General features: G+C 58.7%; 20 protein-coding genes. 8 read left to right on the forward strand and 12 right to left on the reverse strand.

The window, feature by feature from the left end:
- Positions 1-78: 78 nt before the first annotated feature.
- A complete protein-coding gene (locus tag P8A25_RS02485; RefSeq protein WP_180971838.1) occupies positions 79-1,323 on the forward strand; it encodes a competence/damage-inducible protein A in 1,245 nt (414 codons plus the stop codon).
- On the opposite strand, the gene P8A25_RS02490 is transcribed toward P8A25_RS02485, so the two are convergent.
- The 9 genes from P8A25_RS02490 to P8A25_RS02530 form a co-directional block, all read right to left on the reverse strand.
- A complete protein-coding gene (locus P8A25_RS02490) occupies positions 1,313-1,933 on the reverse strand; it encodes an isoprenylcysteine carboxylmethyltransferase family protein (RefSeq protein WP_205597352.1) in 621 nt (206 codons plus the stop codon). The genes P8A25_RS02485 and P8A25_RS02490 overlap by 11 nt on opposite strands.
- 153 nt (positions 1,934-2,086) lie before the next feature.
- A complete protein-coding gene (locus P8A25_RS02495; protein WP_102733168.1) occupies positions 2,087-2,914 on the reverse strand; it encodes a PEP-CTERM sorting domain-containing protein in 828 nt (275 codons plus the stop codon).
- Positions 2,915-3,307: 393 nt separating this feature from the next.
- Positions 3,308-4,759 carry a replicative DNA helicase gene (gene dnaB / locus P8A25_RS02500; RefSeq protein WP_102721951.1) on the reverse strand — a complete coding sequence of 484 codons (1,452 nt, stop codon included), beginning with the start codon at positions 4,757-4,759 and terminating at the stop codon, positions 3,308-3,310.
- A 109-nt stretch (positions 4,760-4,868) separates the two neighbouring features.
- Positions 4,869-5,939, reverse strand: coding sequence for a 23S rRNA (adenine(2503)-C(2))-methyltransferase RlmN (rlmN, locus tag P8A25_RS02505; RefSeq protein ID WP_102721950.1), 1,071 nt, complete (start codon positions 5,937-5,939; stop codon positions 4,869-4,871).
- A 17-nt stretch (positions 5,940-5,956) separates the two neighbouring features.
- Complete coding sequence (gene ftsY, locus P8A25_RS02510) at positions 5,957-6,805, reverse strand: signal recognition particle-docking protein FtsY (RefSeq protein WP_102721949.1); 849 nt, start codon at positions 6,803-6,805, stop codon at positions 5,957-5,959.
- A gap of 15 nt (positions 6,806-6,820) precedes the next feature.
- A complete protein-coding gene (gene nusB / locus P8A25_RS02515) occupies positions 6,821-7,714 on the reverse strand; it encodes a transcription antitermination factor NusB (protein WP_102721948.1) in 894 nt (297 codons plus the stop codon).
- Between the two features lie 31 nt (positions 7,715-7,745).
- Positions 7,746-8,234: a 6,7-dimethyl-8-ribityllumazine synthase gene (gene ribH / locus P8A25_RS02520; protein WP_022396524.1), complete on the reverse strand. Its 489-nt coding sequence runs from the start codon at positions 8,232-8,234 to the stop codon at positions 7,746-7,748.
- A 24-nt stretch (positions 8,235-8,258) separates the two neighbouring features.
- A complete protein-coding gene (locus P8A25_RS02525; RefSeq protein ID WP_102721947.1) occupies positions 8,259-9,461 on the reverse strand; it encodes a bifunctional 3,4-dihydroxy-2-butanone-4-phosphate synthase/GTP cyclohydrolase II in 1,203 nt (400 codons plus the stop codon).
- A 23-nt stretch (positions 9,462-9,484) separates the two neighbouring features.
- Entirely contained in the window at positions 9,485-11,164 is a 1,680-nt protein-coding gene (locus tag P8A25_RS02530) for a glutamine--tRNA ligase/YqeY domain fusion protein (protein ID WP_215442441.1), read from the reverse strand.
- Between the two features lie 523 nt (positions 11,165-11,687).
- Here P8A25_RS02530 and P8A25_RS02535 point away from each other — a divergent pair.
- Together P8A25_RS02535 and P8A25_RS02540 are read left to right on the forward strand one after the other, a co-directional pair.
- Positions 11,688-13,211 (forward strand): hypothetical protein, encoded by a 1,524-nt coding sequence (locus P8A25_RS02535; RefSeq protein ID WP_102730050.1) that lies wholly within the window; start codon positions 11,688-11,690, stop codon positions 13,209-13,211.
- Positions 13,212-13,569: 358 nt separating this feature from the next.
- A complete protein-coding gene (locus tag P8A25_RS02540) occupies positions 13,570-15,531 on the forward strand; it encodes an MFS transporter (RefSeq protein WP_022396528.1) in 1,962 nt (653 codons plus the stop codon).
- Positions 15,532-15,848: 317 nt separating this feature from the next.
- Here P8A25_RS02540 and P8A25_RS02545 read toward each other — a convergent pair whose 3' ends face one another.
- The 3 genes from P8A25_RS02545 to rpsU form a co-directional block, all read right to left on the reverse strand.
- Complete coding sequence (locus P8A25_RS02545; RefSeq protein WP_146017867.1) at positions 15,849-16,910, reverse strand: ankyrin repeat domain-containing protein; 1,062 nt, start codon at positions 16,908-16,910, stop codon at positions 15,849-15,851.
- Between the two features lie 50 nt (positions 16,911-16,960).
- A complete protein-coding gene (gene hemL / locus P8A25_RS02550) occupies positions 16,961-18,241 on the reverse strand; it encodes a glutamate-1-semialdehyde 2,1-aminomutase (protein ID WP_102721943.1) in 1,281 nt (426 codons plus the stop codon).
- An 82-nt stretch (positions 18,242-18,323) separates the two neighbouring features.
- Positions 18,324-18,575 carry a 30S ribosomal protein S21 gene (gene rpsU, locus P8A25_RS02555; RefSeq protein WP_022396531.1) on the reverse strand — a complete coding sequence of 84 codons (252 nt, stop codon included), beginning with the start codon at positions 18,573-18,575 and terminating at the stop codon, positions 18,324-18,326.
- Between the two features lie 229 nt (positions 18,576-18,804).
- On the opposite strand from rpsU, the gene P8A25_RS02560 reads away from it, so the two are divergent.
- From P8A25_RS02560 to P8A25_RS02580, 5 genes are all read left to right on the forward strand, one after another.
- Positions 18,805-20,295: a bifunctional heptose 7-phosphate kinase/heptose 1-phosphate adenyltransferase gene (locus P8A25_RS02560; RefSeq protein ID WP_215442442.1), complete on the forward strand. Its 1,491-nt coding sequence runs from the start codon at positions 18,805-18,807 to the stop codon at positions 20,293-20,295.
- Positions 20,292-20,861 (forward strand): D-sedoheptulose 7-phosphate isomerase, encoded by a 570-nt coding sequence (gene gmhA / locus P8A25_RS02565; RefSeq protein WP_102721941.1) that lies wholly within the window; start codon positions 20,292-20,294, stop codon positions 20,859-20,861. The genes P8A25_RS02560 and gmhA overlap by 4 nt, the downstream gene beginning before the upstream one ends.
- Positions 20,851-21,357 (forward strand): HAD-IIIA family hydrolase, encoded by a 507-nt coding sequence (locus P8A25_RS02570; RefSeq protein ID WP_022396534.1) that lies wholly within the window; start codon positions 20,851-20,853, stop codon positions 21,355-21,357. The genes gmhA and P8A25_RS02570 overlap by 11 nt, the downstream gene beginning before the upstream one ends.
- Before the next feature lie 133 nt (positions 21,358-21,490).
- Positions 21,491-21,859, forward strand: coding sequence for a hypothetical protein (locus P8A25_RS02575; protein ID WP_022396535.1), 369 nt, complete (start codon positions 21,491-21,493; stop codon positions 21,857-21,859).
- Between the two features lie 370 nt (positions 21,860-22,229).
- Positions 22,230-25,199, forward strand: a complete 2,970-nt coding sequence (locus tag P8A25_RS02580; protein WP_215442443.1) for a beta-N-acetylglucosaminidase domain-containing protein — start codon at positions 22,230-22,232, stop codon at positions 25,197-25,199.
- Positions 25,200-25,223: the final 24 nt, after the last annotated feature.

Below are 25,223 nucleotides of genomic sequence, written 5' to 3' on the forward strand. Positions count from 1 at the left end.
ACGTTCAAATGAAGTTTTTTGTGGTACATGGCAGGATTGTTGCATGTCACGGAGCGGATGCGGGAGCATACTGGCGGCATGAAGCAGATCAGGGTTGAATTGATCAACACCGGGACGGAAATTTTACTGGGGAGCATTGTGAATACGAATGCCGCGTGGCTGGGCAACAGGCTGTTTGAGGCCGGATTCCGTGTGGAGAGGGAGACCGTGGTTCCCGACGGCTATGCCATTAACGAGGCCATGAGGGAGAGCGCCCGGCGGGCGGATATCGTGATTGTGAGCGGAGGCCTGGGACCGACGAGCGACGATGTGACCAGAGAAGCCCTGTGCGACGTGTGCGGCGTGGACATGCACCGTGACGAGCAGGTGGCGGAGAGGTTGAAGAGCTATTTTGAACGCAGGGGAATTTCCATTGCGGAATGCAATTTCAAACAGGCCATGGTTCCGGACGGTGCCGCGGTGCTGGAGAATTCCAACGGCACGGCGCCCGGCCTGGTGATGCCTGCCAGCGGTTCCCTTCCCATGTTCATCCTGCTGCCCGGACCTCCGTCGGAGTTGAAGCCGATGGTGGAGCAGTCAGTGATGCCGCTTCTGGAAGATCTGGCGGATGAGGATATTCCGCATCTGCGCGTTTTCCGGCTGGTAGGAATCGGGGAGAGCGACCTTCAGGAGCTGGTGGATGATTCCCTGCACCAGGTGGAGGGACTGGAGGTGGCGTATTGCGCGCGCATCGGAGAGGTGGATGTGCGCCTGGTGGGCAGTGAAGTGGCGCTGAAACAGGGGGAGGCGCGCCTGCGCATCCTGGCAGGAGCGTATGTGCTGACTCCCGCGGGAGTATCCCTGGAGAAGGCGGTGGTGCTCCATCTGGCGGAACAGGGGTTGAAGGTGGCGACGGCGGAGAGCTGCACCGGCGGCCTGATTGCCAAGAGGATTACGGATGTGCCGGGTTCCTCCGGCGTTTTTGAGTTCGGCTGGGTGACTTACGCTGACCGGGCAAAGACGAAGATGCTGGGGGTGCCGGAGGATATCCTGAAGCTTCACGGAGCGGTAAGCGAACCCGTGGTGAAAGCGATGGCGGAGGGGGCCCTGGACCGTTCCGGTGCCGATGTGGCGGTTGCCGTCAGCGGCATTGCGGGGCCGGGAGGCGGCACGCCGGAAAAACCTGTGGGTACCGTATGGCTCGCCTGGGCTTTCCGGGGGGGAGAGACGCGGACGGAGATGATGCTTTATCCGAGGGACCGAGGGTCTTTCCGGCAGATGGTTTCCCAGAAGGCCCTGGCGGGGCTTCTGGACGCCAGAAGAAGGGAGCAGGTTACGGAATGAGGAACCATACGGGGAGCACTCTGGCTTCATGTAGCCCGCTGATGAATTCAAAGATGCCGATGAACCAGATGAACCACAGCGCGTCCACGATGTTGTGCGTGAAGGTGGCAGGATTGACGGAGTAGGTTGCGGGCGGCGGCTTCAGCCGCGATAGGGAGGGAATGAAGGAGGGGACGCTCCGGCAGTAGTTCCGGTAGGCGTCTCCGAAGAGGGAGATGAGCCGTTCCTGTTCCTTCCTGATGACGGACGGGTAGTAAATGCCGAAGGCCAATGCCGTCAGCAGGGGGATCGTGAAGGTTTCCGTGGCGCACGCTACGCCTATGCCGCCGATGAAGCTGAAGAAGTAAAGCGGGTTGCGGCACATGGAGTACGGCCCTTCAATGACAAGGACGTTGTTTTTATAACCAGCAATGTAGAGGGAGCACCAGATGCGCCCGAAGGCGCCTATGCCGGCCATGAAACAGGCCAGGAGCATGAGGCTTTCTTCTATGAGCGGGGACATTTCCCACCGGGATTCCCCAAAGAGCAGGGCGCAGCCGATAGCCAGGCCGAAGAGGAGTGAGATGAGTGTGCGGAAGCGCTCGTTGAGTGATTTTGCGTGGGCTTGCATAATGCTGAATAAAGGGTAATGGAAAGATGTTACGGCCTCCGGCAATGGCGTGAAGATGTTTTCCGTGACGTTTCCGTCACCCGCCCGGCGAATGCAAAAGAGGCTGTACGCATTAGCGTACAGCCTCTTGAAGAAAAAATGGGATTCCGGAAATCAGGCGCGCCTGCGGCGCAGCATCAGAGCTGCCAGCCCCAGCAGGCTGAGGGTAGCCGTGGCGGGTTCCGGCACGGCGCCCGCTACTACGTATTGCACCTTGACGTCTCCGTTTTCCGTGTAGAGGTAGTATTGGCCCTGATAGTCCGCTGCATTTCCTTCCATGAGGCCGGAGGCCTTGGTCAGCGCGCTGCCGTCTTCAGCGGTAAAGTCCCCCAGGGAGATGGAACCGCCGTCAAAACCGGCGGAGGTGACCAGCGTACGGGTAACGAACTGGAATTCTCCCACAGTCAGGTCCGTGGATGTGGTGGCCAGCAGTCCGGAGACGGAGAAGCTGGACGCGCCCCATATTTTCTGGTTGACGTTCATGATGCCTCCAATACCGAAGACAAGCCGTGCGCCATTGCCGCCGGGATCAATGCCGCAGACGGTGAGGTTGAGGGTTCCGTCAAGGGTGATGTCACTGCTTTTGAAGTCCACTTGCCCGAGGTTGAGAGTGGAACCGGAGCCGACCGTTACATTCCCCGTATAGCGGGTGCCGCCGACGGTAACGTTGCTGTTGCCCGTAACGGTGATGCCGCCGCCGTCGGAGGTGTCCACCATGGCGCCGTTGACGTTGACGGTTCCGGCATTGTTGAAGATGACATCCGGGCCCTGGCCGTTGCCGCGGCTGGGAATGCCGTTGCTCCAGTTGCCCGCGTTGCCCAGTTCATAGGTGTTGCCTTCCGTAGGTCCGGCCCCACCGGTCCATTCCGTGACCATGCTGGCGGCATGGGCGCAAACGCACAATCCGCAGAGCAGGGCGGCGATAGATAAGGTTTTTTTCATATTAAAACAGAAATGACTTGATAAATAAGCCCAGAAGAGACGCTGGCGCTACAATGAGGCTACCGGATTTACAATCCGTTACGGATTATAAACGGAAAAATGTCCATCTCCCCGCAGGAAGCACCGCATGCCTTGCGGCAATTGAAATACGTGTGCCCGTCAGGACGTACCGGCTTCCAGGAAAGAGAGTTCGCTAACGCTCCCTTTCAAATTCAGATGCCGCAGACGTCTGCGGCACTCCTCGCCGGAGTTCGGCAACTCCGGACGGTTCCCCATTTTATGTAAACAGCTCCCGATAGGCGAAGGAATGCCGTCGCAAGTTCTTTTCCCTTAGAATCACAGCTTGACTCCGGATTGTAAATCCGCAGAAAATTGAAGCGCGGAAGGGATTCATTAGTTTTCCTGGTCGTATTCATCCGCTTCACGGGTGGAGAAGCGCATGAGCTCCGCTTCAAAGTGGAGCGGCACGTCCCCGGTGGGGCCATTGCGGTTTTTGGCCACGTGGAGGTTGGCCCGTCCGGCCATCTGCTGGCGTTTTTCCTCATCTTCCGCATAGTAGGCGGAGCGGTAGAGCAGGCCGATCATATCGGCATCCTGTTCGATGGAGCCGGATTCACGCAGGTCGGAAATGCGAGGGACGCCCAGGCTGGCGCCCGTCCGGCTTTCCGGGCCGCGGTTGAGCTGGGCCAGGACGATGACGGGTACCTTGAGTTCCTTGGCCAAAGCCTTGAGTCCGGAGGAGATTTCCGCGACTTCTCGTTCACGGCTGTTAACTGCCTGCTTGGAGTGGGAACGCATAAGTTGCAGATAGTCCACGCCGATGGCGGCTAACCCTCCCTGATCCCTCATAACTCGGCGAGCCTTGGCCCGGAGTTCGTTGATGGAGATGGCAGCCGTATCGTCAATGACGAGTTGAGATGCACCTACTTCCTTGACCGCTTGCTTGAAATGTTTCATTTCCAACTGTGTCAAATTGCCGCGCTTGATAATTTCCGCACGCCGCACGCCGGAACGGGCAAAGAGAAGGCGTTCTACAATTTGGACCGCGGGCATTTCACAGGAGAAGAGCAGGGTGGGCTTTTTTTCATTGAGGGCAATGTGTTCTATGATATTGAGCAGGAATGAAGTTTTCCCCATGGAGGGGCGTGCTGCTATAATGAACATGTCTCCCGGTTTGAGTCCGTTACTTTTTTTATCCAGTTCTTCAAAGCCCGTGGTTAGCCCCTGGATCTGTCCCTTGCTGGCGATGAATTTTTCAAAGTTGGTGACAGCCTGCTTGAGGACATTAGCCAAGCTTTGTTCATCTTTGGCGCTAGTATAGCGCTCTCGTATCTGAAAGATGTTAGTTTCTACGGAATCCAGTAATTCTGGCACATCTTCTGGATTGTCAAAAGCTTGCGTAGTAGATTGTGTGGCGATCTTGATGATGGAGCGCAGAATAAATTTATCCTTCAGGATATTGAGATAATGCTCAAAGTAGGCCCCCGTGGTGGTAAAAGTGTAGATTTCCGCCAAGCCTGCACTTCCTCCCACAGCTTCCAACTGGTGCATGTCTTCCAGGGTTTGGGTAATGGAGACGATGTCAATGGGTTGGTTTTTGTTGTAGCGGGTTTGAAAGAGATTCCAGAGTAGTTGATGAGCCGGCAGATAGAAATAGTCTTCCGTTATGCCGATGGTGATGCACTGGCCTATGTAGGTAGCAGGATCCATGGTCATGAGGGCAAGTACGCCTTTTTCTGGCCCTGGTGCCTGGGGAATATCTCGGACGTCCAGTGCCATAGCTTTGCGTGGAGCCTTGGTCATTTCCAAAGGGGAGTTAGCGTTATTGGTATCCGTGGTGTCCATGACGATGCTAGTAGAAGGAGGTAACCGGCAGAAAAGAAATAGCACAATGGAGGGGGCCGGGCAAATACTAACCATGGGTTAGCAAATTCGGTTCAGAGAGGCGTGTTGCCTACTTATTGTTATTTTCCCGTTCCTTCCTCAGTCTCAACTGGCCGCAGGCGGCGTTGATGTCATGGCCTTTTTCATACCGCATGGTAACGGGGATGCGCGCCTTGTGGATGGCGTCCCGGAAGGCGCGGCAGCGGCTCTCCGCAGGGCGTTGCCACGGGAGCCCCTCCACAGTATTGTATGGAATGAGGTTGACCTTGGCGTGCAGGCGCTTGGCGATCCGGACGAGATGGGATGCGTCGTTCAGGGAGTCGTTCACGTCCCGGATGAGAATGTATTCCAGCGTGGGCATCTGGTTCTTGTCCTTCCCCCATTCCTCCAACGCGGGAATGAGCTGGGAGAGGGGCCATTTTTTGTTGACCGGCATGATCTGGTCGCGCACCTCGTCCGTGGCTCCGTGCAGGGAGACGGCCAGACGGATTTGCCTGGGATAGGCGGCCAGTTTTTTCAGGCCGGGAACGAAGCCTGACGTGGAGATGGTGATGTGGCGCGCGCCTATTTCCAGCCCGCGGTGGGAGGTGATGATTTCCAGGGCGTCCTCCAGGTTGTCGAAGTTGGAGAGCGGTTCCCCCATGCCCATGAAGACGAGGTTGTTGACCCGTTTTCCGGCGATGGCTTCCGCAGAGAGGATTTGCCCGATGATTTCCCCGGTCGTGAGGTTGCGTTTGAGGCCCAGCAGGCCGGAGGCGCAGAATTTGCAGCCGAAGGCGCAGCCCACCTGGGAGGAAACGCAGAGGGTGATGCGGTCCGCCTGTTCCCCGTTTTCCGCAGCGGCGGCGGGAATGATGACGGATTCCACCAGACTGCCGTCTTCCATTCTGGTCAGGAATTTCCGTGTGGTGTCCGCAGAGCCGTGGATTTCCACGATTTCCGGTGTGTGGAAACGGAAGTTTTCCGAAAGCAGGTTTCTGAGCGCCGGGGGAAGGTTGGTCATCGCGTCAAAGGAGGTGACGCGTTTGCGCCATATCCAGTCCAGGACCTGCTGGGCACGGAATTTGGTGTGGCCGCGTTCCGTCAGGAAGGCGAGCAGCTTTTCCTCCGTCTGGGCAGTAATGAGGGGAAGAGAGGGCATGGGGTTGAACGGACCCGTTACAGCAGGGAATCCACGTAGCGGTCCCGGTTGAAGGGTTCAAAGTCTTCAGCTCCTTCCCCGGTTCCCAGAAAGGCAGGGGAGATGTGCATTTCATCCATGATGGCTACGGCCACGCCGCCTTTTCCGGAGCCATCCATCTTGGTGATGATGACGGAGTCCAGGGGAGTGGCCTTGTGGAATTCCCTGGCCTGGGCCAGGGCGTTCGCGCCCGTGGTGGCGTCCACCACCAGCAGGGTGCGATGGGGGGCCGCTGCATCCTGCTTGGCGAGGGTGCGGCGGATTTTGGAGAGTTCCTCCATAAGGTTGTGGCGCGTGTGCAGACGCCCCGCGGTATCGCAGATAAGGTATTGGAAGCCTTCCCGGATGGCCTGAGTGTGAGCCTCATAGCAAACGGAGGCCGGGTCCTGGTTGGGCGCTCCCTTGTAGATGGGAATTCCCAGCTTGTCCGCCCAGCTCTGGAGCTGTTCCACGGCGGCGGCACGGAAGGTGTCCGCCGCGGCCAGGAGAACGCGGGAGCCCTGTTTTTGCAGCAGGTGGCCCAGTTTGGCGGCGGAGGTGGTTTTTCCCGTGCCGTTGACGCCTACGACCAGAATGACCAGCGGCTTTCCCTCCGGAGGAGCGGGCAGGGACGGAGCGGTAGCAGGAAAGGCCTGGCAGAGGACTTCACGGGTGGCTTCCACCAGGTTTTCCGCATCCAGTCCCTTGCTTTCCCTCAGTTGGTCCGCAATGTTCATGGCGCGCCGGATGCCGATGTCCGCAGTAACCAGGTCCGCTTCCAGTTCATCCCAGTCTATCCGGGAACCGCGGGAGAATTTGGTGAAGAGTTTTTTAAAGAATCCAGCCATGGTACAGGGTAGTGGTTACGCCGGGCGTTCCGTTTTTGAGATGCCGGCCAGCACGCCGTTGACGAAGCGGGGGGATTCCGCGGAGGAGAAGCGTTCCGCCAGGCGGATGGCTTCCGAGATGACGATGGGGGCGGCCAGGTCTTTGCGGTGAAGGAGTTCGTAGGCGCCCAGGCGCAGGATGGCGCGGTCAATGGCGCTGACGCGTTCCGGAGAGTAGTTTTCCAGGGTGCCGTTGATGGCGGCGTCCAGTTCGTCCCGGCGGCGCAGAATGTCTTCCCCCAGGGCTTTGGCTTCACGGTAGAGTTCATCCGCATCCTTTCCGGCTTCCACCACTTTTTTCATTTCCGCCAGGGAGGGGCGGCCGTCCGGGTGGATGAGGCAGTTGATGCGGTCGTTGATTTCCTGGAGCTTGTTGCAGGAGGAAACAAGGGGAGCCCAGATGCCGTTGTAGGCAGGAAAGTCCTTGAGGGCATCCAGCAGGCGGCGGCGCATCTGCATCAGGGTGGTGTTGAGTTCCTGCGCGGCGTCACAGGCGGCGGAAAGCGCGCCTTTGTCATTGGAGGGGTCTTCGTACAGGGTTTTTTTCAGTTGGAGCAGGGAGGCGTTGAATTCCCCTTCCTTGACCAGCAGGTCTTGGAGCAGGTCGCGGACGGGCAGGGTGAGGGGGTCGTGCTGAAGCTTGTCCGCCGTTTCCCGCGCACGGGTGACGAAGAGTCGCAGCTTGTCCGGATAGTCCCGGGTCAGGTGGCCGGAGACGGCCTTGGCCCTGAGCTTGCAGTAGTCCCCGCGGAAGGGTTCCATCAGGATGTCCCAGATGCCTTCGTCCTGTTCCTGCTCCGCTTCCGGAGTCTGGGAGGTGGCGTAGAGGTATTGGAGGGCTGCTTGTCTGATTTGGTTGCGTGAGAGCATGGCGGTAGAGAAGAGAGAGGGAGGATGTGCCTTATTGCCGGGAGAGGGAGTTGAGGAAGAGTTCCGCCATGCGGGCTGCGGTGCGGGCCGCTTCCCGGCCGCGGTTGAGCTGGGAGGCGATGCAGCGGGCAAAGGCCTGCTTTTCATCGTTCAGGAGAAGGACTTCATGAATGACGGGCGTGGTGAATTCCAGCGCGAGCCGCATCAGGGCCTGCGTGATGGTGGACCCGATGAGGTCCGCGTGGTCCGTGCTGCCGCGCAGGATGACTCCCAGGGCCACCACGGCGTCCGGGCGTTTTTCCGGAGAGCGGGAGAGGACGGATTTGATGGTGACCGGGATTTCAAAGGCTCCCGGTACGCGGATGATTTCCAGCCGGACTGCGGGGAGCACGGCTTCCAGTTCTTCCGAGCAGTTGTCTACCAGGGCCTGGGTGTATTGCTCATTGTATTCCGAGGCGACGATGCAGATTTTGGCGCGCGTGCCCGTGGCGCGCTGGCGGCGTGGAAGTTCCGTGGACATGGAGGGATGGGATGGAGTGGGAGTTTACAGGATGTGGCCCAGCTTGCATTTTTTGGTAGCCAGGTATTTGCTGTTTTGTTCGTTGGGGGGGATGACGAGGGGAACCTGTTCCGTGATTTTAATGCCGAAGCCTTCCAGCCCCACGATTTTCCGGGGGTTGTTGGTGAGCAGGCGCAATTGGTCCGCTCCCAGGTCATGCAGAATCTGGGCGCCGATGCCGTAGTCGCGAAGGTCGTCCGGGTAGCCGAGCTTGAGGTTGGCTTCCACAGTGTCCAGCCCCTGTTCCTGGAGCTTGTAGGCCTTGAGTTTTGCCGCCAGGCCGATGCCGCGGCCTTCCTGGCGCAGGTAGAGGAGCACGCCGCCTTCCTGCGCAATGCGGCGCATGGCGGTGTGGAGCTGGCTGCCGCAGTCGCACCGGCGGGAGCCGAAGACGTCCCCCGTAAGGCATTCGCTGTGCACGCGCACCAGCGTGGGCTTGTCCGGGGAGATTTCCCCGTGCACCAGGGCCAGGTGAAGGGCTCCGTCCAGATGGGATTCATAGAGGTGGCAAATGAAGTCGCCGTAGTCCGTGGGCATCTTGACGGTTTCCACCAGGCGTATCTGCTTTTCCTTGGCCCGGCGGTATTCGATAAGCTGGGCCACGGTGCAGGCTTTCAGGCCATGTTTTTTCTGGAAGCCGCCCAGGTCGCCGGTGCGGGCCATGGTGCCGTCTTCCTTCATGATTTCACAGCAGACGCCGGCAGGCTGGAGGCCCGCCATGCGCACGAGGTCGATGGTGGCTTCCGTATGGCCGGCGCGGCGCAGCACCCCGCCGGGAACGGCTCGGAGAGGGAAGGTATGGCCTGGCTGCACAAAGTCATTGACGGTGGCCTTGGGGTCCGCCAGCGTGCGGATGGTCAGGGCGCGTTCCGCGGCGCTGATGCCCGTGGTGATGTCATGGGCCGCATCCACGGAGACGGTGAAGGCGGTGGACATGTTTTCCCGGTTGACGGAGGTCATGAGCGGGAGCTGGAGGGCGTCCGCCCGTTCCGGGGAAAGCGGGGCGCAGACGAGGCCCCTGGCGTGGGTGACCATGAAGTTGATGGCTTCCGTCGTAGCGAATTCGGCGGCAATGATGAGGTCAGCCTCGTTTTCACGACCGGGGTCGTCCGTAACGATGATCATCCGTCCCTGCCGTATTTCTTCCACGGCTTCGTCAACGGTGCAGAATTGAAGTTGGTTGTCCATAAAGGGGATGAAAGGAGAGGAGGTTATTTTTGCTTTTTGGCCCAGGAGTCCTTAAGGGCCACGGTGCGGTTGAAGACGGCGCGTTTGCCCGGTACATGGTCCCTGCGGTCCGCCACAAAGTAGCCGAGGCGTTCAAACTGGCAGCGGAATTCAGGTTCCGCTTCAGCTAGGGATGGTTCCAGCTTGGCGTTCGTGATGACGGTCAGGGAGCCGGGATTCATGACGGAGAGGAAGCCTTCTTCCGCGGCATCCGGGTTTTCTTCCGTGAAGAGGCGGTCGTAGATGCGGATTTCACCGTCCACGGCGTCCCTGGTGCTTACCCAGTGGATGGCCGCCCGGCACTGGATTCCTTCCGGAGGGTTGGAGCCGATGGTGCCGGGGATATGCTCGCAGAAGATTTCCGTGATGTTTCCGTCCGCATCCTGCCGGTAGTCCGTACAGGTGATGCAGTAGCCGCCGCGGAGGCGCACTGTGCGGCCGGGAGCCAGTCGGAAGTATTTCTTGGGCGGGTCCAGCATGAAGTCGTCCTGTTCAATCCAGACTTCCCGGGTGATGGGAAGACGGCGGGTTCCTTCCTCCGGTTTTTCCGGATTGTTCAGCACTTCCGCCATTTCCTCCGCGCCTTCCGGCGGAGTGGTGATGGTTACCTTGAGGGGATTGAGCACGGCCATGCGGCGCGGAGCGTTGGCGTTCAGGTCTTCCCTTACGCTGTATTCCAGCAGGGCCACGTCCGTGAAGCCGTTGAATTTGGTGATGCCTATGGTCTGGCAGAAGTTGCGGATGGCGGCGGGCGTGTAGCCGCGGCGGCGCATGCCGGAGACGGTGGGCATCCGGGGGTCGTCCCAGCCGCTGACGTGCCCTTCCTGCACCAGCTGGAGCAGCTTGCGCTTGCTCATGACGGTGTAGGTGAGGTTGAGGCGGGCGAATTCCGTCTGGCGCGGGCGTGCCGGCACGGGGCAGTTTTCAATCACCCAGTCGTACAGGGGACGGTGGTTTTCAAATTCCAGCGTGCAGAGGGAGTGGGTGATGTGCTCGTAGGCATCCTCCAGCGGGTGGGCGAAGTCGTACATGGGATAGATGCACCATGTGCCGCCCGTGTTGTGGTGTTCCGCGAACATGATGCGGTACAGCACGGGGTCCCTCATGTTCATGTTGCTGGAGGCCATGTCTATTTTGGCGCGCAGAATGGCTTTTCCTTCCGGGATTTCCCCGTTTTTCATGGCCTGAAAGCGTGCCAGGTTTTCTTCCACGGAACGGTTCCGGTAGGGGGATTCCTGGCCGGGCACGTTCACGTTGCCGCGCTGGGCGCGTATTTCCTCCACCGTCTGTTCGTCCACGTAGGCCAGTCCCTTGTTGATGAGGGCGACGGCGCATTCGTAAAAGAAATCGAACATGTTGCTGGCAAAAAAGAGATTGTCCCCCCAGTCGAAGCCCAGCCAGCGGATGTCTTCCTGGATGCTGTCCACATATTCCTGGTCTTCCTTGCTGGGATTGGTGTCGTCAAAGCGCAGGTGGCAGCGCGCGCCCGGAAATTCCTGGGCGATACCGAAATTGAGGCAGATGGATTTGGCATGTCCGATATGGAGGTAACCATTGGGTTCCGGGGGGAAGCGGGTTACCGGTGCCTGATGCTTGCCGGAGGCAAGGTCATCAGAAATCATATCGCGGATGAAATCTCGGCGTTCGGCAGGCTGCAATGACATGGCGAAAATTCTACTACCAAATTTCCTTCTCTGCAAGCGTGTTCACTCGGAATGACATGGGGAGGAATACGGCGGATAAAGAGAGTTTTTTATCTTTTCCCGGAAGGCCCCGGTTATAAAATTTAAATAATTTATGTATAGGAATGTTTGGGAATGTGGATTTCTGATGAAGGTTGGCTAAAAAATCCCCAGTCTTTTACTAGGAAAAAATGTTGTCGGCCGCTTCGTCTTGTGTTCAAGGTTCTGAGGAATGGTTGTCAGTTATAGAATATTTTAAATGTAAGATACCTAGGTTAAATTTAAAGTTCAGGAAAAAAGAGGTGGAACGGGATGGTTCGGGAAAGCGGCTGAACTGGAGTTCAATGGGACATCCTTGAAAATTTATGCAGAATAACCGGCGAAAGGAAAGTTTGAAAGACAGGTATTGCAAAAGAATCAAAAACGTGCATATTGAACTCCGGTGAATCTGAATTGTCCACAGTGCAAACGACATATCAATGTTCCTTCCGCTGCGGAGGGTTCCATGGTGAATTGCAGCAAATGCGGCCATGAGTTTCTTTGCGACAGGGAAAAGCTGATCCCCAAGAAGCCTTTTGCCAGGGCGAAGAAGGCCGTTACCGTGCATACCCCCAAAGACCGCCGGGAGGCCATTCAGAGCGCCTTGATGGAAACGGGGCTGATTCAACTGATGTGCCTTTGCGCCTCCCTGGTCATCGCCGCCGGCTGCGTCTGGCTTTTTTACAATGCCTCTTCCGAGATGGACGGGACCTTTTTCCTTTCCATGCTGCAGCAGCCCCAGCAAAAGGCGTTCGCCCTGTTTTTCGCCTGTCTTGCGGGGGGCTTGATGGCCTGCGCCGGACGCAGGCACAAGATTGTTTTCATTTTGCTGGGCTTTCTGGTGGCGGGGGGCATTGCCTCCCTGCCTTTCGTGTATCCGGTCAAACTGAATCCCTCCCTGCTCGGCGGGAAGGATGCGGTCGCCCAGGCTGAGGAGGAGGAAGGCGTCTCCGGCTTTACCAGCATGAGCCTGGAACAACTGGCCGAACAGAACGCTTCCGTTCAGAATTACGGGGAAGGGGATTTGAAGCCCCTGTTTGCCGCCATTGACCGGAAAGAGGCCCAGGGTGTTCTGGGCGTGTGGGTGGTCGGGGTGAATGCGGCCAACCGGGACATGGTGAAGGCGTATTTGAAGAGGATGGCCCAGTCTGAGGACGAGCCGATTTTTTATGACCGCAAAGGCACGGGCGGCGGCTTGTTCGTTATTACTCCTACTCCCATCACATTTAAGGAGTTTGTGAACGTGGCGGCCAAGATGGGGAACGTGACTTTGCAGGACAAGGAGCGTTTCTTTGTGGAAGTGGTTCTGAACCGGGACAAGTTTGAAGCGCGCCCGGCTTCCGCCGCGTTGCAGGATGAACGCCACCAGTATTTCGTACTGGCCAATTTGAAGGAATTGTCCTGTCTGGACATCCGGCGCGTGATTGCCGCGGCAAAGCGCCTGGCTTCCGTGAAGCCAGACAAGATGCGCCATGAAGTTTCCGCCAAGCTGGTGGAGCTTCTCCGGGAGCCGTGGGGGCGTGATGCGGAGTATGTGACCGCTTTGGCTTCCGCCCTCGTCGTGTGGGCGGAGCCGGATAACGCGGAGGCGCAGCGCGTGGTTTACTATGTGGCTACGGAGTTGAAGAAGGCGGACTGTGAGATTCCTGCCTCTCTGGTCAGGTTTTTGCTGCACGGTCCGGAGAAGAAGAGCTTTGCGCTGCTTCTGGATGAATGGAAAAAGGATCCCCAGAAGTGGGAGGACGAGTGCAAGGCCGTCGGTCCCACCGGGGAAGCCGACATTATCCGGCTGATGAACGAGTCGGACGATTTTGTGCTGAAACGTTCCGCCGCCCGTATTCTTGGGGAAATCGGTTCGGAGGCTTCCCTGTCCGCGCTAAAGGCTTTCACCCATGACGCCGACAACGAATTGCGCCTGTGCGCGGAGCTGTCCGTGAACCTGATTGAAAAGCGGCTGGGGATAGATTCTTCCGCGAAGAACCCCCAGTAGGGACGGCATCCGTTTCCGGAAGAGGGCCGGATGGACAGGGCGGGAGGTTTTTTATGCCCGGTCTGAATGGGACGCGTCGCACCGCTCTTTTTTCAGCTGAATGGTTCACGGGGCCGGAGGGAAGGCGCCCGCGTTTTTTTCTTTTGCGGCTGTTTTTTCATGAAGATGCGGGGAAAATGGCAGGAGGTGTTTTTGGAGTCATTTTAAACGATCTTCCTTTCCTGTACGGCTTCCTAGTTGTTTCTTTTGTGATATTTTTACCATTTGGGCGCATTTGAGGGGAGGAAAGTTGTTTTTGTCCCGGAAGCGTCTCTTTTTTGGTTGCGGAGAAAAGCCAATTTACTAGAATGCAACGACCATGACAGACCAAGAAAACATGAAGGCCGCCGTTCCGGATGCGGCCAGGCGATACATGCGCTACCTCCTCATCATGGCCGGTTTGGGCGGCCTGCTCTACGGTGTGGACGTCGGCGTGATTGCTGCGGCGCTCCCCTACATTGAGCAGACGGCTGGTTTCAATCCTTCCCAGCTTTCCCAGGTGGTGGCGGCCGTGCTGTTCGGCAGCGTGCTTTCTTCCCTGTTTGCCGGGTATCTGGCGGACAAGTTGGGACGCAAGGCGTTGATTACCGTAGCCGCCGCCCTGTTCACGGTGAGTATTCCCGTGATCTGCCTGTCCCAGGAAGTGTTCGGCATCATGCTGCTGGGCCGTATTCTCCAGGGCGCCAGCGCCGGTATTGTAGGCGTGGTGGTTCCCCTGTACCTGGCTGAGTGTTTGAGCGCGGAATCCCGTGGCAAAGGGACGGGGATGTTCCAGTTCCTGCTGACGGTGGGCCTGGTGTTCGCCGCCGTAGTCGGTCTGCTTGCCGCCAGTTATGTGGGCGGCGTGGAAAATTCCGGCGCGAGCGAGGAAACGCTGACTTCCGCCAAGATTTTTGCGTGGCAGGCCATTTTCTGGGTTTGCGCCGTTCCCGGCCTTTTCCTGTTTTTCGGTTCCTTCCGTTTGAGCGAATCCCCCCGCTACCTGTTCCGCCGCGGCCGCAAGGATGAAGCCATGGCCGTGCTGGTGCGCAGTTATGGAGATGTGCGCGCCAAGGAGGTGTTTGATGAAATGGTCCACATTGAAGAGGAAGAGAAGCAGAAGGCTGAAGAGCTTAAGAAGCAGAGTTCTTCCGGTGAATCCCTTCTTCAGCGCAAGTATGTGTATCCCTTTGTTCTGGCGGTCCTCGTCCTGGCGTTTACGCAGGCCACGGGTATCAACTCCGTGCTGAATTACTCTGTGAAAGTGTTCCAGCAGGCCGGCCTGGAAGGCACCACCGCCAACTGGGCGGACTTCACCATCAAGGTGGTGAACTGCTTGATGACCATCGTCGCCATGATCCTGGTGGACCGCAAGGGCCGCAAGTTCCTGCTCAAGATCGGCACTGCCGGCATTGTGGTGGGTCTGCTCGGCACCGGGTTCCTGTTCAATAATGTGGAAAAAGCCCGCAAGGACGTGACCACGGACGTGGCCGCCCTGCTGGCCGCCCAGAGCCCTTCCGTCCAGAAGGAGTTTGACCAGGGCAAGGACGTAGGCTCCATCCGCACGCTGCAGCTGGAACGCACGCCCGATTCCCCCTTCGTCAAGAACCTGCTTGCCAAGAACGGCATGGGCGACAAGGACATCAACAGGATGCAGCTCATCATCACCTATGACCAGCCGGAAGCCAATCCCGCCTGGTACCAGTTCCTGATGGGTTCTTCCACCCAGCTTTCCGTGGTGGAATTTTCCGAGCTGACCAAGGATGCCAAGGATATCAAGAAGGAAGAGGACAAGGCTTCCCTGGCCGTGATCAAGGCCGTTCCGGATTCCACCAACAAGATGGTGGTGAACGGCAAGGACGGCTATGCCATGAAGCCCGTTTCCATCCTGAAGGCGGAACTGGGCGAGAAGCCGGATACCTCCATGGGCTGGGGCGTGACCGCCTTCTTCATCATCTTCATCGCGTTTTATGCCACCGGCCCCGGCGTGTGCGTCTGGCTGGCCCTGTCCGAACTGATGCCCGCCCGCATCCGTTCCAACGGCATGGCGATTGCGCTGCTGATCAACCAGCTTGTTTCCACGATCATTGCCGGTTCCTTCCTTCCGTGGGTGGGAAGCTGCGGCTATTCCGGCGTGTTCTTTACGCTGGGCGGCATTACGGTGCTGTACTTCATTACGGTGACCTTCTTCCTGCCTGAAACCAAGGGCCGTTCCCTGGAGGAAATCGAAGGCTATTTCACAACAGGCAAGATGCCGGAAGATCTCAAGATGATCGGTGAAGGCATTGAAGCGGAAGAATAATCTTCCCTCCTGGGGTTTTCAAAGCCGCCTCCCCGTCCGGGGGGCGGCTTTTTCATGTTCCGCCAGAGGAAAATGTTTGCTCCATGGCTCCGGAAACCTGGCTGTTCCGGGCTTCCGGCATTTCCGGAAGGAGCATGCCGGGCGTGTTTAAAGACCGGAAGAGGCGGCTTGCGTAAAGTCTCTTTTGTACGGGAGAGGTCCGGGGATGAATCCTGGAACGGGCAGGCCAAGGCTCTGCTGCGGCTCGCTTGAAAGACCCGTGGCGGACGGGAACGGCCAGACCCCTTTTTCCGCTTTCACTGGAAAGGAAGATGGCGTTACTCGGTACGCGGTGCTTTTTTCTGTTTGGCCTGCCAGTCTTTAATGGCTTCCGCAATGGGGGGATACCCGTTTTTCATGTGGAAGTCATAGGCGGTCTGGCCGTCATCGTTGCGAAGGGCGGGATTGGCGCCGTTGTCCATGAGGCAAACGGCTATCTCAGGAGAGTTGCAGGCCATCAGCGGCGTCAGGCCGTCCACGTCCGGCTGGTTGGGGTCCGCTCCCGCCTTGATGAGAAGTTCAATGAGGGGGATGAGGCGTTCCGCCGGTTTTTCCTTGGTGCAGACCAGATGCAGGGGGGACTGCTTGCTTTCAAAGAAGCGTTCGTTGACGTCGCAGCCTGCCTTGATGAGCCGTTCGTAAATGGCAGGGGAAAGGCTGAGGAAGCCGACTCCGCGCGCCTGGGCGTTTAACCTGCGCTTGAGGTCCGGAGAACCGGCGTCCAGCAGGGCCAGGGCTATTTTTTCCTGTCCCGGATCAGAGTCATTGAGGGCGGCGGAGTACATGAACGGGGTGACGCCCCACGGTCCCGGCTGGTCCGGGTCGGCCCCGTGCTTGAGCAGGGACTGCACCAGCGGCAGCCTGTCTTCCGCCGTGGAGTTCATGTAAAGGCCCGAGAGGCAGGCCCAGGTGAGGGGGGTGTCTCCCGGTTCCTTAGTGCCGTCATGCATGAAGATGGATTGGGCGTTGACGGGAGCGCCCGCTTCTATCATCCGGATGGCCAGTTGATTCAATCCCAGGGCAATGCAGAGGTGCAGGGGCGTGTTGCGGTCCGGAGCCTGAAGCATGAGGTTGCCAGTCTCCCGGAATTGCTCCAGCATCCGGTAGCACTGGAGGATGGAGTGGAATTCCTGTTGAGCCTCTCCGGCGAACATGATTTCCAGGGGCCAGGAGTCGTGCAGGAAGCGGAGGGTAAGTCCCAGCAGCTTTTCATTTGCCGCTTGGATTTCCTGTTTTTCCGCTTCCGTGAGCTGGATCGTCCTTTCCTCCGCATCCGCCAGGGGGGCGGCTGCGACGGCTGCTGCGGACAGAAGCAGCATGGACCCTGTCATTTGTCTCATGGCATCCTTATAGGGGAAGGAAAGTGGCCTGTCACTTCAAATAAGGGGCATTATCCCAGTTTGGAGAGGCTGACATGGACTGCTTCCACCGTACGGTCAATGTCTTCTTCCGTATGGGCCGTAGAGATGAAGCCCGTTTCATACGGGGAGGGGGCAAAGTAGACGCCCTGTTCCAGCATGTTCCAGAAGAAGGGTTTGAAGAGTTCCTTGGAGGCTTTTTGCGCGGAGTCCAGGTCATAGACTTCCTGCTCCGTGAAGAAGAGGCAGAACATGGAGCCTGCGCGGTGGAAGGTGTAGTTTTTTCCGTGTTTCCGGAGAGCTTCCCTGATGCCTTCCTCCAGGCGTGCGCCGAGCTGTTCCAGGCGGTCGTAGGCGTTTCCGTCCAGGAGCTCCCGGAGCTGGGCAAGGCCCGCCGCCATGGCGACGGGGTTGCCGGAGAGGGTGCCCGCCTGGTACACGGGGCCGATCGGGGAGAGGCAGTCCATGATTTCCGCACGGCCTCCAAAGGCCCCCACGGGGAGGCCGCCGCCGATGACCTTCCCCATGCAGGTGAGGTCCGGCGTGATGCCGTGAAGCTGCTGCACGCCGCCGGGCGCGACGCGGAAGCCCGTCATGACTTCGTCAAAGATGAGCAGGGAATCGTGCCGGAGCGTGATTTCCCGCAGAAAATGGAGAAAATCGTTCTGCGGGAAGTAAAGCCCTGCGTTGGCCGGGAAGGGCTCTAGGATGACGGCCGCAATGTCGTTCCCGTGGAGCTCAAAGGCTTTTTTCACCGCTTCCCGGTCATTGTAGGGCACCGTAATGGTGAGCTGGGTCATTTCCCTGGGTACGCCTGCGCTGTCCGGTTCTCCGAAGGTGAGCGCCCCGGAGCCCGCCGCCACCAGCAGGGAGTCCACATGGCCGTGGTAGCAGCCGATGAATTTGATGATTTTGCGGCGTCCGGTGTAGCCGCGCGCCAGCCTGATGGCGGACATGGTCGCTTCCGTTCCGGAGTTGACCATGCGCACTTTTTCCACGGAGGGCACCATGCCCGTAATCATTTCCGCCATGTCCACCTCCGCCGGCGCGGGGATGCCGTAGCCCAGCCCCCTGTCCACGGCGGCATGGACGGCATTTAGAACGGTCTGCGGAGCATGGCCCAGAATGGCCGGGCCCCAGGTGCCGATGTAGTCAATGAGCTGGCGTCCGTCCGCGTCAGTGATGTAGGCTCCCTTGGCGGATTGGACAAAGAAAGGGTCGCCGTCCACGTTGCGGAAGGCTCTGACGGGGGAGTTGACGCCGCCGGGGATGACGGCGCGCGCGCGGGAGAAGAGCTGGGCGGACTGATTCATGTGCTGAGGGAAGCAAAAAGGGCAAACCTTGAGAAAGGGTTGCCCTCATTGAAATGGGTTCTATTCCCGAACCAATACTGATTTAAGCTTCAGGAGCGGAAGCGGGAGCTTCAGCGGTTTCGGGAGCGGCTTCTTCGCTCTTGTTGCTGTAACGCCATTTTACCTTGTTGCGCTTGCTGGCGGAACGGGCCTTGCGGCGGCGTTCGTCCATCGGGGTTTCAAAGGCGCGGCGGCGGCGCATTTCATCCAGAATGCCTTCAACATCCAGTTTTGTTTTGAGGCGCTTAAGAGCGCGGTCGATAGGTTCACCTTTTCTTACGGTAACTTCACGCATGATTTGTTTTCCTTTTTCTATTCGTCCGGGAACGGGAGACAATACGTAGTGCTTTCCTGCTTACAGGTCAAGATTTTTATCATGGCTGACCCATTTTTTGCCTCTGAAAGAAGGGTTCCGGCGCCCGGGGCGGAGGGGACAGCCTGTCTTGCGCCGTTTTCCGGCTCCGGAACGGGCTTCAACTGTCCTTGCCTTACGGTATGGGGCATGGTAGAAAGGAACGTCTCCCATGAATCGGCTGCATACATTGATTGACGGATTTCCCCGCGTGCGGATTCTCTGCATCGGTGACGTAATGCTGGACAAGTTTCTGTACGGGAGCGTCAGCCGGATTTCCCCGGAGGCTCCGGTTCCCATCATGAAGATGGACCGGGAGACGCGCATGCTGGGCGGCGCGGGCAACGTGGTGACCAACCTGTGCGCACTGGGATGCCGCACCACCTTCGTCAGCGTGGTGGGGAATGACGGCCATGGACGGCAGGTAAGGCGTTTTCTGGAAGAGACGTGCTGCGTTCCGGAGCTGCTGGAGTGCGAAGGGTATGAGACGACCGTGAAGGTCCGTTTTGTGGCGGGGAAGCACCATTTGCTGAGGGCGGACCAGGAACAGCCGCTGCGGATGGTTCCGGAGCTGGCCTCCCGTTTTCTGGAACGGGTGGACGCCTGCCTGCCGGAGGCCGACCTTGTTCTTTTGTCCGATTACGGGAAAGGGCTGTTTGACGGGCAGACAACCCCTGACGTGATCGCCCGGTGCCGTGCGGCGGGCAAGTCCGTGATTGTGGATCCGAAGGGTTCGGATTACTCCCGTTACAAGGGGGCCACGCTGGTGAAGCCCAATATGAAGGAGTTCCAGGAGGCGACCGGGGTGACGCTGAATCCTTCCGCGACAGGCTGGGAAAGGGATGCCATCGCAGGGGCGCAACGGCTGTTTTCCGAGTTCGGCATTGAGAATTTGCTCGTCACCCTGAGCGAGCACGGCATGATTTTCATTCCTTCCTCCAATCCTTCCGATTTTGTCTGCATTCCCACGGAGGCCCGTGAGGTTTTTGACGTGTCCGGAGCGGGGGATACCTCCCTCGCCAGCCTGGGCGCGGCGCTGGCGGCCGGAGCTACGGTGCCGGAGGCCCTGGTGGTGTCCAACGTGGCCGCCGGAATCGTGGTGGGCAAGTTCGGAACGGCCAGCGTGACCGGAGCGGAGCTGAAGAAGGCGCTGGAGGAGAAGGCCCTCAAGGCATCCTCCTGGCATCACCGGAACAATATTCTGACGCCGGAAGCCGCGGCGGAGCTGGCGGAGCGTTTCCGACGGGAGAAGAAGGTGGTGGGGTTTACAAACGGTTGTTTTGACCTGCTGCACCTGGGGCACCTGCATTCCTTCATGAAGGCGCGGGAAGCGTGCGACGTGCTTTTCGTGGGGCTGAATACGGACGCCTCCATCAAGCGGTTGAAGGGAGAGGACAGGCCGATCAATAATGAGGAGATGCGTTCCCTGCTGCTGGCCTCCCTGGATTTTATCGATTACGTGGTGCCGTTTGACGAGGATACGGCGCTGCCGTTGATTGAGAAGTTGCGCCCGGACGTGATCGCCAAGGAGGGCTATCCTCTGGAACGCTGGCCGGAAGGGCAGTACGTCACATCTTACGGGGGACAGGCTCTTGAGCTTCCCCGCCTGGAGGGCTTTTCCTCCACCAATATCATCAACCGCATGAAGAACAGTCCGGAATGAGCGAGTACATCAGGAATCAGATTTTAGGAATAGCGGATAATTTCAAGGCTCTGGCCGCCATGGCCGGAGAGATTGAACAGGTCGCCCGCGTCTGCGCGGATACCCTCAAGGCCGGGAACAAGATCATGTTCTGCGGCAACGGAGGCTCCGCCGCGGATTCCCAGCACCTGGCCGCCGAGCTGGTGGGCCGCTACAAGCTGAACCGTCCCGCCATGAATGCGCTGGCCCTGACGGTGGATACCTCCATCCTGACCGCCGTAGGGAATGATTACGGGTATGAAACGGTCTTTTCCAGGCAATTGCAGGGATTAGGCCGTTCCGGTGACCTGTTGGTGGGGCTTTCCACGAGTGGCAATAGCCAGAACATCGTCCTGGCGATGGAGCTGGCGCGCCGCATGGGCGTCAGGACCGTGGCCCTGACGGGCCAGGGCGGCGGGGAGATGAAAACCGTGGCGGATTTCTGCATTGCCGTTCCTTCCGATGCCACGAACAATATCCAGGAGATGCACATTGCCGTGGGCCATCTGGTCTGCGAGCTGGTTGAGCAGGAAATGTATGGCAGCTAAGGCTCTGTTTCTGGACCGGGACGGCGTGGTCAATGTGGACGGCGGCTACGTGCACCGCATTGAGGATTTTCAGCTGGTTCCCGGTATTCTGGACCTTTGCCGCCGGGCGAAGGAGAAGGGGTATCTGGTGCTGGTGGTGACCAACCAGTCCGGCATAGGCCGCGGCATGTTTACGGAAGGGGATTTCACCCGGCTGACGGAGCATATGAAAGGCGCGTTCAGCGCCGCCGGAGCGGAGATAGCGGATGTGTTCCACTGTCCCAGCGTGGATGACGGCCATCCTGACCGGAAGCCGAATCCCGGCCTGTTTTTGAAAGCCGCCGCCGCCCATGGACTGGATATGGCGGCTTGCGTGTCCGTGGGTGACCGGGAGCGAGACATTCGCGCTGCGCTTGCCGCCGGAGTGGGGCGGAATTTCCTTTTTTCCGCGGAAGATGTCCCGACTCTCGCCACAGCCCGTGTGGAGGCGTTGGAAGAAGTAGCGGCGTGGCTGTAAGCTTGGGAGTGATTGCTCAGGACTGCCCTGTCAGCCCTCCCCGTGTTCCGGCCGCCGGGATGTAATGATGGATGTTCCTGCTTCAAAAAGAAAGCTTTACAAGGGAATGAATATTTCTTATCTATCCAATAGGATGAAACCCTTGCTACCCCTGTTATTGATTGCGTTGTTTCCTGGCCTGTGCGCCGCTGCCAAAACCGCAGAGCCGGCCATGCCCGAGCGGCTGGAAAAAAGAGAAGCGGCCACCCGCATTACCTATCAGGGCGGAGACGGCTCCAGCTTTGAGAAGGCCGTCGTGATTGCCGGAGCGAAAAGTTCGATGGATGGCGTTCCTGCCGAACGGAAATGGCTCAAGAAGAAGTACGGAAATTACGAAAAGCTCAAGCAGGCGCTCGTCAAGGAAGGAGGCAAGTATTATGACCTGGTCACGATCAGGACGAAAAAAGGCAAGGAGCTGGTCGTCTATTTCGATATTTCCGGATTCTTCAATCGTGAAGAATAGGGGAGGCCGTTCTTTTGCAACTCTTGATGGCGTGCCGTCCCCGGCTGTCTGCCCGGTCGTTCCCGTGTTTTAGCACATTCCCGCTTTTCCCGTCCCGGGAGCTGCTCCTCCAGCGGCGGCCGTCGCGATGTGGAACCGGGCATGAAGGAGGGAAACGGAGAGCCGGGTTGGGAATCCGGCGGTGTTTGCGGGAACAACCGGATTCCTGAATGACTTATCCCCGGAAGAGGCAACTTCCCGAATGGGGCGAAGTAATTTGACATACGGGGAGCGCCCTGTTAGAAGTGGGGCGATTGGTCCGTAGTTTCGTGGACTTGTCCTGTACAGGCTTTTTACTTTTGCACATATGAACTTGATTTCCTTCCGATCCATGATGGCGGTTACGGCGCTGGGAGCCGGCCTTGCCCTTCCGGTGTTCGCCCAGTCCTCTTCTCCGGCCTCTTCCTCCGCGCCTGCGGCCTCCCGCGCCAAAAAAACGGCCAAGATGCCGGTGTATCCCATCCCGCAGAAGATGACCAGGAGCGGCGGTTCCGTGACGGTTCCGGCCCTGAAGCTGTCGGGAGCGCGGGACGAACCTACCGTGAATGCGCTGAAGAGCATGTTTTCCATCGCTCCGAACGGGCTGCCCGTGCAGATGTCCATCATCAAGGGAAGCAAAAAGGCCTCCGGGAATGTTCCGCAGAAGGCCGGGGCTTATTCCCTGAGCGTCACGCAGCAGGGCATCCGGATGACGGGCTATGACGACGAAGGCCTGTTTTACGCGGCCCAGACGCTGCTTCAACTGGCGGAGAAGACTCCTTCCGGCGTAACGGTGCCTGTGGTGGAGGTTCTGGACTGGCCGGACGTTCCCTTCCGCGGCACCATTGAAGGCTTTTACGGCCTGCCCTGGGGGCAGGAAGGACGCATCAGCCAGTTCAAGTTTTACGGGAAGTACAAGATGAATACTTACATCTACGGCCCGAAGGACGACGTGTTCCACGGTTTTTCCAAGCGTTGGCGCGAGCCGTATCCCGCGGACATGGCGAAGGACCTGAAAGAGCTGGTGAAGGTCGCGAAGCAGAACAAGGTGAATTTTGTCTGGGCGGTGCACCCCGGAGCGGACATTCACTGGGGGGAGGCGGACCGGAAAGCCGCCGTGAAGAAGTTTGAGATGATGTATGACCTGGGGTTCCGCTCCTTTGCCGTGTTTTTTGACGACATCGGCGGGGAGGGCGCCAAACCGGAAGGCCAGGTGGAGTTCCTGAATTACCTGAACAAGGAGTTTATCCACAAGAAGCCAGACGTGACTCCGCTGATCGTGTGCCCCACGGCGTATTCCGGCGGAGGTGGCCGCTACCACGAGGTGATGGGGGAACATCTGGACAAGGACATCGGCATCATGTGGACCGGGTCCAGCATCGTGAGCGATATCCGGACCCCGGCCTTGAAGGGGATCAACAAGTATTTGCAGCGGCCGGCGTTCATCTGGTGGAATTTCCCGGTGACGGATTACGTGCGCCACGCCCTGTTCCTGGGGCGCACCTATGGCGTGGATGCGGACGCGATGCCGTTCATGCAGGGGTTTGCTTCCAATCCGATGGACAAGCCGGAGGCCTCCAAGATTTCCCTGTTCAGCGTGGCTAACATGACCTGGAATGCCAAGGCCTATGATTCCGACAAGACATGGAAGGACAGCATCCGGATTTTGTTCCCCGGCTGTGCCTCCGCCATGCAGACGTTTGCCGACCATAACAGCGACGGGGGGCCCAGCGGGCACAATTACCGCAAGGAGGAGTCCGTAGAGATTGCCCCCGTGGTGGAGCAGGTGCTGGAATTGTGCCGCCGCGGCGCCAAGGTGTCTGAAAGCAAGGCGTTTGACCGCCTGAAGGCCGAGTTTGCGAAGATGGCCCAGGCTCCGGACATGATCCGGGCGAAATCGAACAATCCCGCTTTCGTCGCAGAGGTAGAGCCGTGGCTCATCCAGTTCGAGTCCCTGGGGAAAGCTGGAATGAACAGCATGCAGATGATTGAGGCCACGGAGGCGGGAAATGCCTCCGGAGCGCTGAATTACGCCATGGAGGCCGCCTGCCTGCTTGCCGAGATGCAGCGTTACAGCAAGGAGATCAGCAAGGCCATCAACAAGCACGTGACGGAGGTGACCAAGAAAAATTCCCCGTGGCAGACCGCCGTCAAGCCGTCCGAACTGGTGATGGCCCCTGCCGTGCGGGAGCTGCTGGACATGGGGTCCACCCCCGTGCTTTCCCGTGTGAGCGGACAGGCCGTTGGCCGTGTGAAGCCTTATGTTTCCACCAAGTCCAAGGGAGGGATCGAGAAGATGCTGGATGACGATCCCGAGTCCTTCTATTATTGCAAGGAGGTCCAGAAGAAGGGCGACTTTTTCGGCGTGGACCTGGGCGCTCCGCGGGAGATACGCACCGTTTCCATCGTGATGGGCCGCAATGATTCCGATACGGATGCCGTGAACAAGGGCCAGCTTGAGGTATCCATGGACGGGCAGTCCTGGTCGCCCCTGATGCCGGAGTCCAGCGGGCTTCGCGTGGAGTACCAGGGAAATGGCAAGAAGGGCCGTTTTGTACGCTACCGTGCTACGGCGCAGGGTGTTCCGGGCGGGAAGTCCGACGTGTGGACGGCCATCCGTGATTTCAAGGTGAATGCCCCCGCCGCTCCTTCCGTGCTGACGGACGCTCCGGCGTTCAAGACTGCTGTGGTTGAAGCCGGGGACAAGGATATTTCCCTGAAGCGCATCATGGAGGTGCATCCCCTGCCGCCGAAGAAGTCCCTGGGGCTTCAAATTCCGGCGGGAGCATCCGTGGAGTCCGCCTCCGTCAATTTGAAGACGCCGGACATGAAGTGGGCCAAATTGTACATTTCCATGGACGGAAAGTCCTGGACGGAGGTTCCGTTGAAGGCGGACGGTTCCGCGGAGATTGGCGGCGTGATCAAAGGCATCAGGCTGTTGAACGCCGGATCCTCCCCACAGGAGGTGACCCTGGAAGAGTTCAAGCTGAATCTTGCCAACAAGGGAGGAAAGTCTGCCGACAACGGAGCCGCCGGGGATTTCAACCTGGCTACGTTCCTCCCGGTGGAGCTGTCTCCGGAGAAGGTGGAGATTCCCTGTGATTCCCCCCGTGCGAATTCCGCCATTGTCCTGTCCGACGGTAAGGAAGCTTCCGTGCTGGCCTGCGGGGCCGACGGACGGTGGGTTCCCGTGGGCAATCTGGCCAAGGGCAGGAAGGTGAATACGTTCAGCCTGAAGTCCGTCAAGAAGCCGGTGAAGGCCCTCGGCCTGACCGGGAAGAAGGGAAGCTCCGTGAATGTTTTTGAAGTGATCTGGAAGTAACGGGTTCCGCCGGGGGCTGGCGCA

This window comes from Akkermansia sp. BCRC 18949 (genome assembly GCF_045011645.1).
Lineage (GTDB): Bacteria > Verrucomicrobiota > Verrucomicrobiia > Verrucomicrobiales > Akkermansiaceae > Akkermansia > Akkermansia massiliensis.